This window comes from Zunongwangia profunda SM-A87 (assembly GCF_000023465.1).
Classification (GTDB): domain Bacteria; phylum Bacteroidota; class Bacteroidia; order Flavobacteriales; family Flavobacteriaceae; genus Zunongwangia; species Zunongwangia profunda.
The window spans coordinates 2,745,441-2,763,829 of sequence record NC_014041.1; the positions used below are offsets into that span (position 1 = coordinate 2,745,441).

At 35.7% G+C, this 18,389-nt stretch carries 15 protein-coding genes; 8 read left to right on the plus strand and 7 right to left on the minus strand.

Annotation, left to right across the window (positions count from 1 at the left end; translation table 11 throughout):
* Positions 1 to 65 precede the first annotated feature (65 nt).
* Positions 66 to 830, minus strand: coding sequence for a TIGR02757 family protein (locus ZPR_RS12075; protein ID WP_013071964.1), 765 nt, complete (start codon positions 828 to 830; stop codon positions 66 to 68).
* 49 nt (positions 831 to 879) lie between these two features.
* Positions 880 to 1,539, minus strand: coding sequence for an ABC transporter ATP-binding protein (locus tag ZPR_RS12080; protein WP_013071965.1), 660 nt, complete (start codon positions 1,537 to 1,539; stop codon positions 880 to 882).
* 178 nt (positions 1,540 to 1,717) lie between these two features.
* On the opposite strand from ZPR_RS12080, the gene msrA reads away from it, so the two are divergent.
* From msrA to ZPR_RS12110, 6 genes are all read left to right on the plus strand, one after another.
* Entirely contained in the window at positions 1,718 to 2,257 is a 540-nt protein-coding gene (gene msrA, locus ZPR_RS12085) for a peptide-methionine (S)-S-oxide reductase MsrA (RefSeq protein WP_013071966.1), read from the plus strand.
* Positions 2,258 to 2,266: 9 nt separating this feature from the next.
* The gene (folE, locus tag ZPR_RS12090) at positions 2,267 to 2,863 is read left to right on the plus strand and encodes a GTP cyclohydrolase I FolE (protein WP_013071967.1); all 597 of its coding nucleotides are present in this window, start codon (positions 2,267 to 2,269) and stop codon (positions 2,861 to 2,863) included.
* A gap of 48 nt (positions 2,864 to 2,911) precedes the next feature.
* Positions 2,912 to 3,211: a hypothetical protein gene (locus ZPR_RS12095; protein WP_013071968.1), complete on the plus strand. Its 300-nt coding sequence runs from the start codon at positions 2,912 to 2,914 to the stop codon at positions 3,209 to 3,211.
* Between the two features lie 231 nt (positions 3,212 to 3,442).
* Positions 3,443 to 3,922, plus strand: coding sequence for an RNA polymerase sigma factor (locus ZPR_RS12100; RefSeq protein WP_013071969.1), 480 nt, complete (start codon positions 3,443 to 3,445; stop codon positions 3,920 to 3,922).
* Positions 3,912 to 4,505 (plus strand): hypothetical protein, encoded by a 594-nt coding sequence (locus ZPR_RS12105; RefSeq protein ID WP_013071970.1) that lies wholly within the window; start codon positions 3,912 to 3,914, stop codon positions 4,503 to 4,505. Before ZPR_RS12100 ends, ZPR_RS12105 begins: the two co-directional genes overlap by 11 nt.
* A gap of 93 nt (positions 4,506 to 4,598) precedes the next feature.
* Positions 4,599 to 9,089, plus strand: coding sequence for an excinuclease ABC subunit UvrA (locus ZPR_RS12110; protein ID WP_013071971.1), 4,491 nt, complete (start codon positions 4,599 to 4,601; stop codon positions 9,087 to 9,089).
* A gap of 27 nt (positions 9,090 to 9,116) precedes the next feature.
* On the opposite strand, the gene ZPR_RS12115 is transcribed toward ZPR_RS12110, so the two are convergent.
* The 5 genes from ZPR_RS12115 to ZPR_RS12135 form a co-directional block, all read right to left on the minus strand.
* Positions 9,117 to 9,845 carry a carbon-nitrogen hydrolase family protein gene (locus tag ZPR_RS12115; protein ID WP_013071972.1) on the minus strand — a complete coding sequence of 243 codons (729 nt, stop codon included), beginning with the start codon at positions 9,843 to 9,845 and terminating at the stop codon, positions 9,117 to 9,119.
* Positions 9,842 to 10,447 (minus strand): DapH/DapD/GlmU-related protein, encoded by a 606-nt coding sequence (locus ZPR_RS12120; protein WP_013071973.1) that lies wholly within the window; start codon positions 10,445 to 10,447, stop codon positions 9,842 to 9,844. The genes ZPR_RS12115 and ZPR_RS12120 overlap by 4 nt, the downstream gene beginning before the upstream one ends.
* Before the next feature lie 259 nt (positions 10,448 to 10,706).
* Positions 10,707 to 11,543, minus strand: a complete 837-nt coding sequence (locus ZPR_RS12125; protein WP_013071974.1) for a hypothetical protein — start codon at positions 11,541 to 11,543, stop codon at positions 10,707 to 10,709.
* A gap of 180 nt (positions 11,544 to 11,723) precedes the next feature.
* Complete coding sequence (locus tag ZPR_RS12130; protein WP_148211720.1) at positions 11,724 to 13,208, minus strand: TlpA family protein disulfide reductase; 1,485 nt, start codon at positions 13,206 to 13,208, stop codon at positions 11,724 to 11,726.
* Between the two features lie 561 nt (positions 13,209 to 13,769).
* On the minus strand, positions 13,770 to 16,091 hold the full coding sequence (locus tag ZPR_RS12135) for a penicillin-binding protein 1A (protein ID WP_013071976.1): 2,322 nt from the start codon (positions 16,089 to 16,091) through the stop codon (positions 13,770 to 13,772).
* A 326-nt stretch (positions 16,092 to 16,417) separates the two neighbouring features.
* On the opposite strand from ZPR_RS12135, the gene ZPR_RS12140 reads away from it, so the two are divergent.
* Both ZPR_RS12140 and ZPR_RS12145 read left to right on the plus strand, forming a co-directional pair.
* Complete coding sequence (locus tag ZPR_RS12140) at positions 16,418 to 17,095, plus strand: response regulator transcription factor (RefSeq protein WP_013071977.1); 678 nt, start codon at positions 16,418 to 16,420, stop codon at positions 17,093 to 17,095.
* Positions 17,092 to 18,375, plus strand: a complete 1,284-nt coding sequence (locus ZPR_RS12145; RefSeq protein WP_013071978.1) for a sensor histidine kinase — start codon at positions 17,092 to 17,094, stop codon at positions 18,373 to 18,375. Before ZPR_RS12140 ends, ZPR_RS12145 begins: the two co-directional genes overlap by 4 nt.
* Positions 18,376 to 18,389 lie beyond the last annotated feature (14 nt).

Below are 18,389 nucleotides of genomic sequence, written 5' to 3' on the forward strand. Positions count from 1 at the left end.
CTAAAACAATTTTTAATTGTTAAAGTAAATTAACAAATATTTTAGAAAATAGTTTAATGTTTAGATCAATATTTTTCGAATGCACCTAAACCAAATAAGGCAAAATCATATTTCACAGGATCCTGATGATCCAGTTTTCGCAATACCACATCTAACTCGGCCAAAGCTTTAGCGTCGTTTTGCTTACGCTTTAATAACTTTAATTTCCTGGCAATGTTACCTGAATGGACATCGAGTGGGCAGGAGAGTTTTGATGGGGAAATAGATTTCCAAATGCCAAAATCGACGCCGCAGTGATCTCTTCTTACCATCCAGCGTAAGTACATATTTATACGCTTTGCTGCAGAATTTTTTAGGGGATCGCTTACATGTTTTTGGGTACGTCTTTCATGTGGGAGTTCAAAAAAGATTTTCTTGAATTCATGAATTGCCGGTTGGAGGGAGTTCGCCGAAGCATGTTTGCTAAAAACAGCTTCCAGGCCATCGTGATTATTATAAATATGCTGAAGTGCCAGCATAAAATAACAAAGATCAATGCTGTTAAAGGTTCTATGTACAAAACCTTCCATGGATTCGAGGTCTTTCTCGCCAAAATTAAGGATAAAATCATGGGGAGCATGTTCCATACGCTCCATAAGATTATTGGCATTTTTCAGGATACTTTTACGATTGCCCCAGGCAATAGTTGCAGCCAAAAAACCTGCAATTTCAATATCTTCTTTTTTACTGAATTGATGCGGAATCTGGATGGGATCAGTGCCTATAAATTGCGGATTGTTGTATTGATTGACCTTAAAATCCAGAAATTCTTTTAATTCGCTTTTCTTCAAAAACCTAATCTTTATATACTATTGCTTCAGTCGAAAATTAATTGAGAAATTACACAATTTCACCGTCTACCATAGTAAGCTTTCTATCAGCCATATCGGCTAATTCTTCATTATGCGTAACAATAACGAAAGTTTGGCCAAACTCGTCCCTTAACTTAAAAAATAACTGATGTAGATTTTCGGCAGATTCACTGTCTAAATTTCCTGAAGGTTCGTCAGCAAAGATAACGGCAGGATTATTCATAAGTGCTCTGGCTACGGCAATACGTTGTTGCTCACCGCCACTTAAAGCCGATGGTTTATGATGTGCTCTTTTTTTTAGGCCTAAAAACCCTAACAATTCCATCGCTCTTTTTTCGGCTTCAACTTTTGGAGTGTTTTTAATATAAGCAGGGATACAAATATTTTCTATAGCAGTAAATTCTGGCAATAACTGGTGGAATTGAAAAATAAAACCTATGTGATCGTTTCTAAACTTTGCCAAGTTCTTGGGGCTTAGACCATAAATATCAGTTTCGTTGATAACCAGTTTTGAATTTTTATTTTTTTCAGGCAGGTCTAAAGTACCTAAAATTTGAAGTAACGTGGTTTTTCCGGCACCCGAAGCTCCTACGATCGAGACAATTTCGCCTTTTTCAATATGAAGATCTACACCTTTTAAGACATGTAAATCACCATAGTATTTATGAATATTTTCAATTGTTATCATGTGCTCTGTAAAGTGCTCGAAAATTAGCCAAATTAATAACACCCCCCAAGTTTAAAATAGGATTAATTATGCGGGACCTATTTTGATAACAAATATTTATACCTGTATATGCTAAAATAAGTCAAATAGCCTATGTGATCTTTGTAGTAAATCTTACATTTGAACAAATCATTAGTTTATGAAGAAGGAAGAAACAGCAACCCTGGCAGCGGGTTGTTTTTGGTGTACCGAAGCTGTTTTTCAGCGATTGGAAGGGGTAAGTAACGTGATTTCTGGATTTACCGGAGGTGAGATTAAAAATCCGCCATATCGAGAGGTAGTGACCGGTAGAACAGGGCATGCAGAAGGAATTCAGTTTAATTACGATCCTAAAGTTATTAGCTTTCAGGAACTGTTATTAATTTTCTTTTCTACCCACGATCCTACCACTCTAAACCGCCAACAAAACGATGTAGGGACACAATATCGTAGTGCTATTTTTTACCATTCTGATGCGCAGAAGCAAATTGCAGAACAGGTTATTAAAGAACTGGAAGCACAGGAAGTTTTTAAAGATCCTATTGTTACTGAAGTTACCGAAGCCTCTGCTTTTTATAAAGCTGAAGAAGAGCATCATAATTTTTACAATCAACATTCCAGTCAGCCCTACTGCCAATATATTATCGATCCAAAAATCCATAAATTGCGATCACTTTTTGCCGATAAATTAAAGAAATAAAATTCCGATATGGCTTATCAAAGTTTCGAAGAATACTCTATAGAAGTTACCGATTCCTTAAAAGATAATTATAAAAAAATAATTACAGAACTGGGCGAAAATCCAGATAGGGAAGGTGTTTTAAAAACACCCGAAAGAGCAGCAAAAGCCATGCAGTTCCTTACACAGGGATATGAATTGGATGCTGAAAAGATTTTGAAGAAAGCCATGTTTAAGGAAGACTATGATGAAATGGTGGTCGTAAAGAATATTGAATTATATTCACTTTGCGAGCATCATATGCTACCGTTTTTTGGCAAAGCTCATATTGCTTATATCCCTAATGGACATATTGTAGGTTTAAGTAAATTGCCAAGAGTAGTTGATGTTTTTGCGAGAAGGTTACAGGTGCAGGAGCGATTAACGCACGATATCTTAGAATGTTTAAATAAAACGCTTCAGCCGCAGGGCGTTGCTGTAGTAATTGAAGCACAACACATGTGTATGATGATGCGCGGTGTACAAAAGCAAAACAGCACCACAACCACATCAGGTTTTAGAGGTCAGTTTGAAAAGATAGAAACCAGAAACGAATTTTTAAAACTCATCAGCTCAGACCTTTCCTAAAAACTGGCATCTTATTTGCTCTTATAAATGGAATAAACACTAAAAAAGATGCTAAAAGATAAATTATTTTTGAAGGGATTAATGCTGGATGCTATTGGTATGTTAACTATCGGTATTCCTGTTATTGGTCCTTTTTTAGATATTTTATGGGCGCCGTTTGCAGCTCGTAAAATGAGAGAAATGTACCCAGGTAAAAATGGTAAACTGGCTTCAATTATAGTATTTATTGAGGAAATTTTACCTTTTACAGACATTATACCAACATTTACATTAATGTATGTATATACCTTCGTTTTCAAAAAGGAACCTAGAAAACAGGTTAGAACCATAGAAGTGGAAAGCTGGTAAATAGAAAATTAATCTAATGAAGAAAAAGCCTGTTTGATGTGTTCAGACAGGCTTTTTTGTTTTTATTTTTTACGAAATGGGGTAATAGAACCGTTATTCCAACATACTGAAATGAACCATAGATGCATATTACTGCGTAATGCTTATTGAAAATTATTTAGATTGAATTTAAATAAATAGAGATTGGTAATAAACTTCATTTTGTGATTACCTATAAGATAAACAACAATTTTGAGTGAAGATTTTTATATAAAGTTTATCCTGCCGCACAAAGGGATGATTATTAAACTTTGTAGGGCTTATACCGATAACGAATTTGATTTTGAGGATTACTTTCAGGAGGTCTGCCTGCAAATCTGGAGGAGTAAGGACAATTTTCGAGAACAATCAAAATGGTCTACCTGGATCTATAGAATAACACTGAATGTTTGCATGACAATGCTGAAAAAGCAAAAGAAGCATGGAGCAATCAACGGGTTTGTTCATAATGATTTAATTACAGAATCTGAAGCTTTTACGGATGAGGAACTGCAAATGCTTTATATGGCGATCCGAAAATTGCCGGAAGTAGATAAAGGGATCATCGTTTTATATTTAGAAGACAAGTCTTATAAAGAGATAGCCGAAGTAAGTGGATTAAATATAACTACTATCGGCGCAAGAATTAATCGCATTAAAACAAAACTTAAAGCAATAATTTATGGAAAATAGTATCGAGAATATCTGGAAAAATGGAGATCACGGAAATGTTAAGCATATCGATTTTTATAATAGGGAATCTAAACTCTGGTTTCAGAAAATTATAAAATATTTAAAAAAAGATAATTTTAGTTTAATCCCAATAGGCGTAATGATGGCCGGGTTATTGATTTTTTATAAAGAATACGTAGGTGCCCTTTTAGCTTTTGGATTTATCTTTTTTCTATATCTGTTAAACCGAAATACGATCGCGAAACTAAAAAATATAAATCCATCAGAAGATGTAGGGCATTATATGAAAACCAATCAACTTTTTATTAAAAATCAGAAGCGGTTCTATACTATTTTCACAAGCATGGTTATTCCATTATTTATAGTGGTCGAATTGTGGGTTATTTTTCACGATGCTGAAATTTATTTAAATACGATAACTGAGATTTCCGTTATTAAAAAAGTGATTTTAGCCGGCCTAATTTATACAAGTATAGCCGGAATAAGTTTATTCTCTTATTTAACTTCCACCAAAGTTATTTATGGACAGCTCTTAAAGAAACTGGATCAAATTGTAGAGGATTTAGAAAGCGAAGAAAAATAGAATTATAAATTGTGCCGGAAAGCTTTAGCATTTGATCTTGCAGGTGTTTATATTCTCATATCTTTGAAAGTTAAAAGCAAAAGAAAGTTCTACATGCGCATTCAAAACGCCTACCATAATAATCTCAAAAATATATCTTTAAATCTTCCTGAAAATCAATTGATTGTGGTTACTGGTCTTTCCGGTTCAGGAAAATCTTCATTAGCAATGGGGGTGATTGGTAATGAAGGCTATCGGTATTTTTTAGAGAGCCTGCCGGCCTATAATCAACAAAATGCTACGGCCATTCCAACGGCTTTAGTAGATGATATTACCGCGTTGCCACCGGTAATCAAAGTAGAACAATCAAAGCGTTTTCAATCAATCAACGCTACTTTTGGTACGTTAGCTGAGCTAACACCCATTTTCCGGATCTTATTCGCTCGCTATTCTACGACTGAAAATATGAGTAAGTCGCTATTTTCATTCAATCATCCAAAAGGAGCCTGCGAAACGTGTAGAGGAATAGGGGAAGCAGAATATATTGATATAGCAAAATTAGTAGGAGACGAAAATAAAACGTTGCGTGAGGGTGCTATTGTAACCACTTTACCAAATGGCTATATCGTATATTCTCAGGTTACGGTAGAGGAGTTAAATAAAGTTTGTGAAGCGCATGGATTTACCGTAGATATTCCCTGGAAAGATTTAACGCAGGAGCAGAAAAATGTGATTTGGAACGGTAGTGATCGCCTTCAGGTGTATTACGGAAAACATAGTTTAGAATCACGACTGCGTTGGGAAGGTTTTAAAGCCAAGCCTCGGGAAATCGGGTATTACAAAGGCATTTTACCTATCATGAGCGATATTCTTAGGTTGGATAGGAATCCCAGTATTCTACGATTTGCCAGTTCTAAAACCTGTCCCAGCTGTCATGGTGCACGAATCAAGGCAGCGCATTTAAAGTATCGCTGGAAAGGGTTGAATTTTAAGGAATGGATGGAATTGCCATTAGATGAACTGTATCAGAAGTTGCAGTCTAAAGAATATGAGGCTGGTGAACAAGTGCTTGTGGATAAACTGTGTACGCAATTGGATGATTTGATTCGTTTAGGGATGGACCATTATCGATTGAGCACTTCCAGTATGGATATTTCCAGTGGAGATGGGCAACGTATAAAACTTATCAAACAGGTGAATAGTAGTCTGCAGGGCATTTTATATGTTTTTGATGAACCTTCTATTGGTTTGTCCCCGGCCTATCAGCAGCATCTATATCATATTTTGAGACGTTTGATAAGCCGTGGTAATACAGTAATGGTTGTAGAACATGATTTAAATTTGATTCGGAAAGCAGATTGGATTGTTGAATTGGGGCCTAAAGCCGGAATTAATGGAGGTGAAATCATCTTTAATGGGAAACGAACCGAATTCCTGCAGACGGAAGCTATAGACAGTCCCACATTATCGGCTTTACATTCTCCTGAGCCGGAAATTAATAAAAAACAAAAGAAGGTTTCAGAAACCGATTTTCAACCAGCTAAAAATAAATTAGCGGTAGTTAGTAGAAAAACAGCCACGGTTTTAGATGCGATTAAAAGTTATAGCGAACAGCAAGATTTACAAATGCTTACGGTGTCAGATCAACCTATAGGAAAAACACCTCGTAGCAATCCCGCAACTTATACCGGAATTGCCGATAAAATCAGGGATCTATTTGCGAAGACCGATGCAGCCAAAGCACTTCAGTTAAAGAAAAGTGCCTTTTCTTTTAACAACAAAGTCGGTCGTTGTCCCCGTTGTGAAGGTGCAGGTGTAATCAGCCTTTCCATGAGTGTGATGGGAACGATCAATCAAACCTGCCCTGCATGTAATGGGAAACGCTTTAAGCCAGAAGTATTACAGGTACATTGGAATAAGAAGAATATTTCAGAAATTTATAACCTTAGTATTTCCGAAGCTTACGAGTTCTTTAAGGCAGAAAAGAAACTATGTGGCGTACTGGCTTTATTACAGCGTTTGGGAATAGGGTATTTAAAATTAGGGCAACCTTCAAATACGTTAAGTGGAGGAGAAGCACAACGCATAAAATTGACCAAACACTTTGCAAAACCCACCAGACAAACTATTTTGTTACTTGAGGAACCCAGCATTGGCTTACATCAGCAAAATGTAGCACAATTACTAAAAGCTTTGCAGCAATTAAAAGAACAAACCTCTGGAATTGTATGTTTTGAAAATCATGCATTGTTTCAAGCGCAATGTGATGTTTGGATAAATAATTCGGAGGCCATAAACACTTCTGATGAAGTAATTGCTAAGCCATCTGCTACCAATTTTATTGAGATAAAAGGAGCGCGCACCCATGCGTTAAAAGATCTGGATGTTAGTTTTCCAAAACAAAAATTATCTGTGGTTACAGGGATTTCCGGATCCGGGAAATCTTCTTTGGTCATCGATACGCTTCACGGTTATGGATTGCAGGAAATGAGTAAACAATTCTCCAGCTATCAACAAAACAGGGTTGGGATTGATTATCAGTTTGAAGTAGATCATATCACCGGCTTAACCCCTAGCATTTGTATTACGCGTAAAAATCACCAATTTTCACAACGTTCTGATGTAGCTAAGCAGACCGATATCGATAAAAGTTTACGTTTTTCTTTTTCGCGTAAAGCGCAGTATGAAGGTAAGGAATGGTCGGCAAGTCATTTTTCAAATGCTCATGAACTTGGAAAGTGCAGCGTTTGTGATGGGGTAGGAGAAGAAATGTTGCCAGATATATCTAAAATCGTGTTAGATGAAGAACGGAGTATTGCAGACGGACTTTTTGAGCACAACAAGGCCTTGAGTTACTACGGACAGGCAGGCGGGCAGTATATGGCCATTGTTAGTGAAATAGGGAAGGCTTATGGTTTTAATTTAAATACTCCTTTTAAACAATGGAATAAGGAACAGAAAGATCTGTTATTTTATGGTATACCTGATAAAACCTGGGAAGCCACCTGGGCGTTTAAAACCAAATCCCGGGAAGGAAAACAGCAAATTAAAATGGTTTGGAAAGGTTTGTTTACCTATTTGATGGATGAATATTTTCTGGTAAGAAAAAACAAACACAATCAACATATGCTTGCGCTACTGAGCCCTGAAACTTGCAGTCATTGCAAAGGGAGCGGATTGCAGCCTGAACGCTTGGAGATCAAAATAGCCCAGCATTCCATGCTAGATTTAAAATCCAAAAGTTTATATGAATTTGAAAACTGGTTACGTAATGCAAAACCAACCGATGAGATTGATACCGAATTAATTTCAAAACTACATACACATTTAAAGGCTACTTTGAAACGAGCAAAACAGTTACACATTGATCACTTGCATTTAAATCGAAAATCAGACACTCTGAGTGGCGGAGAGCAGCAAAGGGTATCACTTATTAAACAACTGAATAGTCCTTTACAGGGAGTTACGTATTTACTGGATGAGCCTTCGGCTGGATTGTCACAAAATAATATTGCCGATTTGATTAGCTTGTTGAAAGCGCTAGTGACCAAAGGCAATACGGTGATTGTCATCGAGCATCATAAAGACATTATGCTGGCGGCAGATCATTTAGTACAAATAGGTCCTAAAGCTGGAAGTTTGGGAGGAGCTATTACTTTTCAGGGAAGTGCAGCTGATTATCTTCGTTCTGATATATGCCATCCGTATGTAAAAGCAAAAAGTAAAAAGCTGCAATTAAAGAAGGGAAAAGAAGCCATTAAAATTGAAGGAATAGCAAGACATGGGCTACAGAAGGAACAGCTGGAAATTCCGGTAGGAGGTATTTCAGCTATTACTGGAAAATCAGGCATAGGAAAAACTACATTGGTGAAAGAAATAGTGATACCAAGTTTACAACAACAGGAAGCTTTTTATTGTAGAAACATTCATTTTCCAAAAGAATATGCAGGAGCCGATTATTTTGAACCTACAAAACTACGGGCGTACAATAGTACCTTATTGGTTGATTATTTAGCTATTTTAAAAGTGATTACCAGGGTTTTTGCTAAAGAAACCGGGGGGAAGGCCAAAGACTTTTCTTATAAGAATAAAACAAGTCAGTGTCCTAATTGTCTGGGGACAGGTGTAGTAACGACTAGTCTCGATGTTGCCGCCAAGCATGTTGAAACCTGTGATGTTTGCGAAGGCAAACGTTACCGTGATGAAATTTTACAATATAAGATAGCCGGAAAGCATGTAGCTGCTATTCTATCGATGAAGCTCTCGGAATTGCAGGATTGGTTTGCTGACTTTGCAGGTACGGCAAAGGCTATTCAGCAATTTACTGCTCTTAGTAAAATTGGTCTTTCCCATGTAAGACTTGATCAAACCGTAAAATCGCTTTCCTCGGGTGAAAAACAGCGTTTGTTGTTAAATAACTGGTTAGAGGCCAAAACCAAGAATCAATTGTTGATACTGGACGAACCCAGCATAGGGTTACATTACGCAGATATTGATTTGTTATACCACTCATTAAAGCAATTGAGTGAGCATAATGATCTTTTAGTAATCGATCATAATCCTTATTTATTAGAGAAAATAGGCGTTGGTGCAGTGTTGAGGTAAGATAAGAGCAAATGATTAGGTCAATTTTTATAATTGAATTTTAGTGGTTTCCTGGGTGTTAAGGTCTATTATTGCAATTCCTTCATTTACAGGGTTTAATTGCTCTAATAGCTTACCTTGGTTATTCCAGATTGAAGTTTTACCGGCACATCGGTAACCTCCAGAGGTTCCCACAAAATTTGACATAAATGAAGTCATCTGATATTTTTCTGCAATAGCTGAAATTCGGCGAATATCGTTATCCACACTGTTTATAGAATTGAGTATACTGGCTATATAAACATTGGCTCCCTGGTCATATATCTTTTTGGAATGCTCAGGAATAGAGTTTTCATAACAGATGGCAAATCCAAGTTTATTATTTTTATAGTTAAAGGGAAGTAGATTTTCTCCTGGCACGAAAAATTTTTCTTCACCCGGATGTAAGTACTTTTTGGAATAGATTTTTATCGGACTATTAGGCTGAAAAATAAGCATACTAATACATGTGCCATTTCCAATTTTGGTAGGTAGACCAACACCTATTAATATTTGATTATCATCGCTAATCTTTTGAAATACATCAAGTCTTTGGTCATTGATATCGGTTGCCAAATTTTTAGCAAGTTCAGGTTCGTAACCTGTCAGGTAAAGTTCAGGAAAAATAATAGCATCTGCTTTGCTTTTAATGGCGCGCTCAATAAATTGAAGATGCTTTTCAATATTTCTATTGATATCCCCTTTGATAGGTTCAGTTTGAGTAATGCAAATTTTCATTTTATTTGTTCAATCAGTTCAAGTCGTTTTACGATACTGTTTTTTTCTAAAATTGTTCCCGGTGATAACACGGCATTGGCACCAATTTTAGAGTGATCTCCAACTAAGGCACCAAATTTTTCAGTTTTTGTATCGATAATCACATGTTCATGCTTTACATAAATTTGCTTGTCTTGTCTCTCATTGTAATGATTGGCACATATAGAACCTGCTTCAAAATTTATGTTTTGTCCTAGAATACTATTGCCAATGTAATTGAAATGAGCAATAGCTGTACGGTCCAGGATTATTGACTGCTTTATTTCAGAACCCGGGCCAATTTTTACCGAGTTGCCTAAAAAAATAGGTCCTCGAAGATAGGCGTGAGCACCAATAAAGCTATTTTTGCCTATAACTAATGGTCCTTTTAGCGTTACACCAGGCTCAATAGTAGCCGTCTTGTGAATAGCAATCCTGTCTTTTACTTTATAGTCGCTCCCAATCGTTTTTAAATATTGCAATACTATATTTTCTAAATTGTCTATTATTTCCCAGGGTTGCCAATAATTGGCTTGCCATATTGCCACTTTAGGATTTTCGATGTATTGGTTTAGGTCGATCATAGTTTAGAATTCTCAATTAGTAATTTATAAAGATCAAAAAAGAATGGTCTGGTCTGTGTTTAAAAAAATTACCAGCCTTACACCAATTGAGTATCGAAATAAATATTATTTTTTGAAGGGGAAGTGTCTCGGTAATAATCGCTAACGGCAGTTAGTCACGACCCAATCCAAAACAATAATTTAATTTTAAGCAGGCTGCTATTCTAAATCACATTTTTCTGGAAAAACTTGTAATGTGTTATTCCTGATATTGTCACAGCTATTTTTCAGGGATTAATTTAAACACGGTTCTTTTATTTCCACTCATTCCCATAAGTGAAAAGTTTGTTTCAATATCCATAATTCCATCATATACAACCCAGTAGCCTTTATCTAAATCAAATTCGGCTGTTGCTTTATAAGACATTTTCATAAACGTTTTTTTATCAGATTGATCTTTTGAGAACATAGCCATCATTACGTTTCCTAAATCTCCAGAAACGTATTCTTCGAGATCATACTCTATTACCGCAATTTTATTGCCGTTTCTTATTTCTACATCTTTAAGTCTTACAATATTGTTCTTGTAAAGAGTGTCTGCTTTAAAGTTTTGTTTTAGGGAAATCATATTAACTTTCAACTCCCATTCATCACCAATAGCAACAGGTTCAGTGGGAAGTTCAAATAACATTGAAATCAGGTTTTTTTGATCCTCTTCATAATAGAAACTCAATAATTCTCCTTCAGGACTCACTTTGCCCCTTAAAACTACATTTTCATTCATTTTAGCTAATCCTGAAAATACATTTTCGGTGGTATCTGCTTGTTCTTTTTTAAACATCATAATAATGTCCACATTGCCGTTTTTGGAAGGGAAAAGTTTTGTTTCGTATTTTAAATTGGAGAATTGCTTTTGCATCGCCTTAAACATATCGCTCATTTTAACCGAAATCGAATCACTTTTAGTTTTTTCAGTACTTTCGTCAGAAATAGTATCTTGCATTAATGTTTTGTAAGTAAGTGTATCTGCTATTGTCCATTTCAAATCCACAGTTTCTTTCTGCTGCGCATTTAATGAAAATGTGATCAGGGATAATAATAGGAATAGTCTTTTCATGATTGATATTAACTGGTGATACTCATATAAAAATACATATTTATCTGTTTATCTTCCCTGTGATCAGTAGTTTTTCTTCGCTATATGTATTATTGGTGTTCTTCCACATACAATGTACAGCGCTTGTAAGTTGTCGAAGGAGACAAAAATCATCTAACTGATTGGGCTATTATTAATAAATTAATTCCCTTGCAACTGTTTTTTTAAGGTATTAATTTCAGAAGGGCCACTCATGTATTTTTGGATTATATTTCCCTCCCCATCCATTAGAAAATGCCAGGGAATACCAAAACGATCCTCGCCTCGTAAACGCTTTATATCTTCGTAAAGTTTTTCATTTGCTCTTATATGATAGCCTTCCAATTGATAATATTTTATCATTTCCATCCACTTTTCAGCCCTATCATCCTTATCAACAGAAATATAAAGCATAGCCGTATCTTCATTTTCTAAGAGTTGATATAACCTGCTGTTGTACTCAAATTCTTTTTTGCACGGTGCACACCAGGTAGCCCATATATCTACATACACTCTTTGTGCATTCAATTTATGCACAGCATCTTTAAGAGAGTTTATATCCTTGGGGTTTTCCAGAATATAGGTGTGCTCATTTAATTCTTCATCTTGTTTTCTGTGAAAAGCAATGATTGGTATAATTTCAGACGCTATAAATTGGGTATACTCGCTGGAAGGATAAGCTTCTTTAAATAGCTCAAATAGTCTAACCAATTCTTTTTCATAATTTTGACTTATAGCCTCCATGTACAGATATGCAGCATAATAATATTCAAGTTGCTTGCCGGCTAGATATGTTTTAGCCAGCTCAATATGATACGTATGAGGAAGCTCCTGTTTTTTAATTTTCAGTAAGGCTTCCGGTTTTATATTGTCTTCAACAAGATCTTTATACCACAAATATGATTTTACATAATAAAAGAACCAGGGAGAACGCATCAATGCTGGATTGGAAACGGGATTTGACTGAAAGGCTTCTTCCCATAAATCGGTATATTCCTCTTCAGTTAAAAAATTCATTTTACGTTCACTTAAAAGATAATTTAATAAAGCAATACTGGTTTGAGCACCAGCATAAAAATAATGTTGATCTATGCTCACCAATTCATAAAATTCTTTAGAAATTAAATTATCGCTTAATAAGTCGTTATATGTTTTTAATGTATGTTCTCTACTTTCTTCAAGATTTTGTTTTATTCTTTTAGGGATAGAATCTTTGCTGTACTTCGTTGCTTCTACCTCAAAATGCCCAGTTAACAAACTTCGATTGGGATTCTGATTGTATAAATCCTGTCCTTTTTGGTTAGGCCCTTTAATAGTAAATTTGTTTTTTTTCTCCTCGACCGCAATGCTAACATCATAATTCATTTCGGGTTCAGCTATGATGGTTCCGTAAGCCTTATGACCGTCTGATAATTCAATAAAACTTGCTTTATCAATGACCAGTGAAATTGTAAAGTTTCCTAAAGAGTCAGGTTGAACAGCATTTTCAAATCCAACGTATGAGATTCCATTTATAGGAATAGTGTATTCAATACGCTCAGGAATTTTTCCAGTGATCTTTCCTTGTATAGTCATTTCTTGAAAATTCTCTTTTTCAGGTACGCAGCCTAACAGCAGAATAATTAAAATATATAGCAGTTTTTTCATGATTTTTTCCAATTCAGAATACCATTAAATTAGTTAAGAAATTAAGTTTGGTAAAAGCTCCTAAATCTAACTGTTGAATTTACAATTTAATAATATTTTTTTTAGGCGCTTTACGGAATTCAATTTGCGATTCAAGCACTTTGTCGTCGAATTGCGGCAAGCATTTACCTAATCATTCATTAAAATCAAAGAGCCTAAATGAATAAAAATTTTATGTGTGTATTTTACTTCAAAATAAATAGTTCTAATTTTTAGAAACTATAAATAAGTTGAAATAATTTTTAATGAATAATCGTTTTTTTAGTTAAAGCTATATTTTATACTTTTTCAATTAAAGATTTAATCATAACTGTTAAATCTCTAATTATGAATAAATAGAACACCCGAATAGACAAGATCGTGCATTCGGGAGTTATAGCATTGATGTGCTTACCATACAGGTAGAGTAGGAACTAGTTTATTGGCACCGCCAAAAGAGTATAATATCCCTAAGCTTGCCTTGAAATTGTAAAAAGATATCCGGATTTATAGCGTATGGGCTTGCCCGAAGGTTCTTGATTTTTAATTTTCCTTCTTCTTTCCGCCAAATAGTCGTTTAAAAAAGCCTTTTTTCTTTTTCTCTTTTTCTTCCTTAACCGGTTCATCCATATCGATTTCCTTAGGCTCGTCTTTTTTACTGCCAAAAAGCTTTTTCAGGAAACTATCTTCTTTGGTGGGTTCGCAATCCAAAAGTGCTGCAACTTCGCTAGAGGGGCGCTTAAATCGTGCATTTGTGATTTCATTAAAATAAGCATCAGCATTCATCTTTTGCATCATTTTCCCAAAAATGGGTAAAGCCGAATTCGCTCCCTGGCCAATTCGGGTATTTCTAAAGCCAATACGGTGATCATCACTTCCCACCCAGGTAACGGTCACCAGGTTTGGCGTAAGACCAACAAACCATCCATCTTTATTATTTTGGGTCGTCCCGGTTTTCCCGGCAATATCGTTGTTTAATCCGTAGGTATATCGCAGTCGGGTAGCGGTGCCTTCATTTACGGTGGCCTGCATCATATTCACCATGATTTCTCTGGTTTCCTCAGAAAATGCAGCTTCTTGTTTTTCTGAAGCTTTAAACTCGGCCAGCAAGTTTCCAGAGCCATCTTCAATTTTGGTAATATAATAAGGGGTGGAAGGCTTGCTTGAGTTTACAAAACTGGTATAAGCTGTGGCCAATTCTTCCATATTGATTTCCGCAGTTCCCAAAGCAATAGAAGGAACAGCCGGAAGCTCTGAAGAGATTCCCATTTTATGGGCTTTTTCGATCACATTTGGAATGCCGGCATCGAGCAGTACTTTAACCGCAATGGTATTCATAGAATGGCTAAGGGCATATTTCATGCTGTAATTCATGTCTTCATCTTCCTCCTCAGTAGAAGCATTCGTAGGCTTCCAGCCATCTTTATAGGTCACGGCCCGGCCTGAATAATAGGTACAGGGAGCAATACCTTTATCAATAGCAGTCGTATATACAATAGGTTTAAAGGTAGAACCTACCTGACGCTTACTTTGTGATACGTGATCGTATTGAAAATATCTGAAATCTACGCCTCCAACCCAGGCTTTTACAGCACCGTCTTTTGGATCTATAGAAAGCAAGCCCGCATTTAAGAATTTTAAATAGTGTTTTATACTGTCAATAGTACTGGCCTGGCGGGTAACTGTACCATCATATTCAAACAATTCCATTTGTTTTTTCTTCTGAAGCTCCTGCATGATCCCTTCTTCAGAAAAACCATCTTCTTTTAAATTTTGGTAGGCTTTGGAACGATGAATGGCGTCTTTTAAAATAGCATCATTAGTAAGCCAGGGCGCTCTGCTGCCATAAGAATCTTCGTGCGTTTTTTGCAAAACAGCCATGTGCTCTTTCATTGCAGCTTCTGCAATACTTTGCAGTTTATAATCTAATGTGGTATGAACAATGAGTCCGTCTCTATAAATATTATACTTATCCCCATCTTTGTTTTTAATCGTATCCAGAACTTGACTAAGATCTTTACGAATTTGCTCCCTAAAGTAGGGGGCAAGACCTTTTTTATTGCTGTAATTTTTATAATCCAGGATCAGATCTTTTTTGATATACTTGTCTTTTTCGGCTTCGGTTAGATAACCATATTTTTCCATCTGGGTAAGAACAACATCACGGCGTAACCTGCTTCTTTCTGGAAAAATTCTGGGGTTGTACCGATGCGAAGCTTTCAGCATACCTACTAAAACAGCGGCTTCTTCAACATTTAAATTTTTTACATGCTTCCCAAAAAATTTCATGGAAGCACTTTCAATTCCGTAGGTGTTATCACTAAAAGGAACGGTATTAAAATATAAAGTAATAATATCGTCTTTGCTATATATTTTTTCAATGCGTTTAGCCATGATGGCTTCCTGAAATTTATTGATAACAATTCCAAGGGCGCCATAATCTTTTCTTCCGTAGATGTTTTTAGCAAGCTGGAGCGTAATGGTACTCCCACCCCCGGCACTTTCGTCCTGTAAAAGAATGGATTTAAAAAACACCCGCCCCAAACTACGATTATCGATACCGTTATGCTCATAAAACCGGGCATCTTCAGTAGCGATTAAAGCTTCAATTAAGTGCTTTGGGAGATCTTCAAATGTTATAGGTTGGCGATCAAAAATGTAAAATTTGCCAATTAATTGTCCGTCGCTAGATAAAACCTGTGTCGCTTTATTTTGCTGCAAAGCACTAAGCTCTTCCCGTGATGGGATTTTACCCCACATTCCAAAGTAAATGCTGGCAAAAAATAAAATAAACAAAGCGATTAGTCCGAGAATAATCCGTACAGCCCACTTTAATTTGGGCGATTTTTTAAGTTTTGACAGCATAACATTGAATAATTGCGTACAAATAAACAAAGACTTATAAAATTAAGATTTGTTTTTAAGGTAATTTTAAAAATTAGAATTGGATGTAACATCCCTCAAAGATCCAAATAAGCAGCCCAAAATCAATAATCTTTCAATTAATGATTATAGGCTTATCCTTTGTATTTTACTCGATGATCGAGATTAAATGCTCCTGTCGATAGCCTAAATAAATAATATTTTGCTAATGCATGTCTTTTGGTGTTCTCTAAGGTGATTTATTGTAGAAAAAAATTATCCAGATTTATTCCCAATTTCATCTATAATTTTGCTGAAATTTGCCTACGATGAAGATTTTAGTGATAGAAGACGAGCTGCAAATGTTAGAAAACATTCAGCAAAATCTGGAAAAAGAAAAATATTTGGTGGAAACGGCCCAAACCTGTGAGGAAGCACAGCAAAAAATTGGGGTCTATAATTACGATTGTATCTTACTGGATATTGGTTTGCCCGATGGTAACGGATTAGAACTTTTACAATATCTAAAATCGCAAAACCTGATGGATGCAGTTATTATCGTCTCTGCGAAAGACTCCTTAGATGATAAATTAAAAGGCTTAGAGCTGGGGGCAGATGATTATTTGCCCAAACCTTTTTATATGGCCGAATTAAATGCGCGAATAAAAGCGGTGCTAAGACGCAAAAATTTTGAGGGGAATAATACCATCAAACTCGCCAATACAGAAATTTTCCCAGAGCAGCGTCGCGTAAAAATTAAAAATAAAGAAGTAGAACTTAATCGCAAAGAGTTTGATATCTTGATGTACCTGGTGGCAAATAAAGAACGCCTGGTAAGAAAGCCGTCCCTGGCAGAACATGTTTGGGGGGATAATATCGATCAGGCAGATAGTTTTGAATTCATTTATTCCCAAATTAAAAACCTGCGTAAGAAATTAAAAACCCATCATTCGGCATTAAACATCAAAGCCGTTTACGGCATAGGCTATAAATTAGTGGTTGAATGAAATTACTTAATTACACGACAACATACTTTGCTTTCTTACTGTTGCTAATCATTACGGTTTGGGCGCTTATTTTTTACTGGCAAATGCTGGATGAAATTTATGATAGCATGGACGACGGACTCGAAAATCAGAAAATGCTGGTGATCCAGAAAGCTATTAAAGATCCCTCGATCTTACAAAAGACTAATTTTGATGATGGTTATTATACCTTTAGAAAGGTTACAAAATCAGATAAAATACTAAGCCATAGAGATCAGTACCGCGATACCACTATGTATATGCTAAATGAAGATGATTTTGAACCGGTACGACTATTGGAAAGCATTTTTAGACACGAGGATGAGTACTATAAAGTAAAGGTGATCACCTCGATGGTGGAAGAAGATGACCTTATCGAGGATTTGTTTTATAGTATTTTATGGCTTTATATTGGAATGGTGGTTTCTATTTTGTTGCTGAACAACTTTTTATTGAAAAAGGTATGGCATCCGTTTTATGATTTACTCAGAAAATTGAAGAATTTTAATATCGAGAGTGATCAGGAAATACATTATGCTGAAACCAATATTGAAGAATTCAAACTACTGAATAAAAATGTAGATCGACTACTTAAAAAGTCCCGGGAATCCTATGTAAATCAAAAACAGTTTATAGAAAATGCTTCACACGAGTTGCAAACGCCACTCGCGATAAGTATAAATAAGTTAGAGTTGTTGTTAGAAAGTGAGCATTTAAATGAAAAAGATATCAGCCTTTTAGCTGATGGTATTCAGAATCTGGAACGCCTGTCAAAATTCAATAAATCTCTGTTGCTGCTTAGCAAAATTGAAAACAGACAATTCGAGAATATAGAAACGCTTGATATTAATCAGGTGCTACAGGAAATTATAGATAGCCTGGAAGATTTAGCTGATTTGCGGAAAATAAACATTGAATTTGAACAGCAGCAACAGCTTTTTTTTGAGGGCAATAAGGAATTGATTTTCATTTTATATGTAAACCTTATCAAAAATGCGATTATTCATTCCTCAAAAAATAACAGGATATACATTAATGTAGCACAAAATGAGGTGGTGATTCAAAATGAAGGCGAACATCCACTAAATACGGCGGTGATTTTTCAACGATTTTATAAAAAATCAGGAGTAAAATCTTCCACCGGGATTGGTTTGGCCCTGGCAAAAGCCATAGCCGATAAATATGAGCTGGGTTTACACTATCATTTCCGCGAAGGACATCTGTTCATTACAGAATTCCCTGTAAACCTAAAGAATAGTTAAGATGAGGCGTTTTC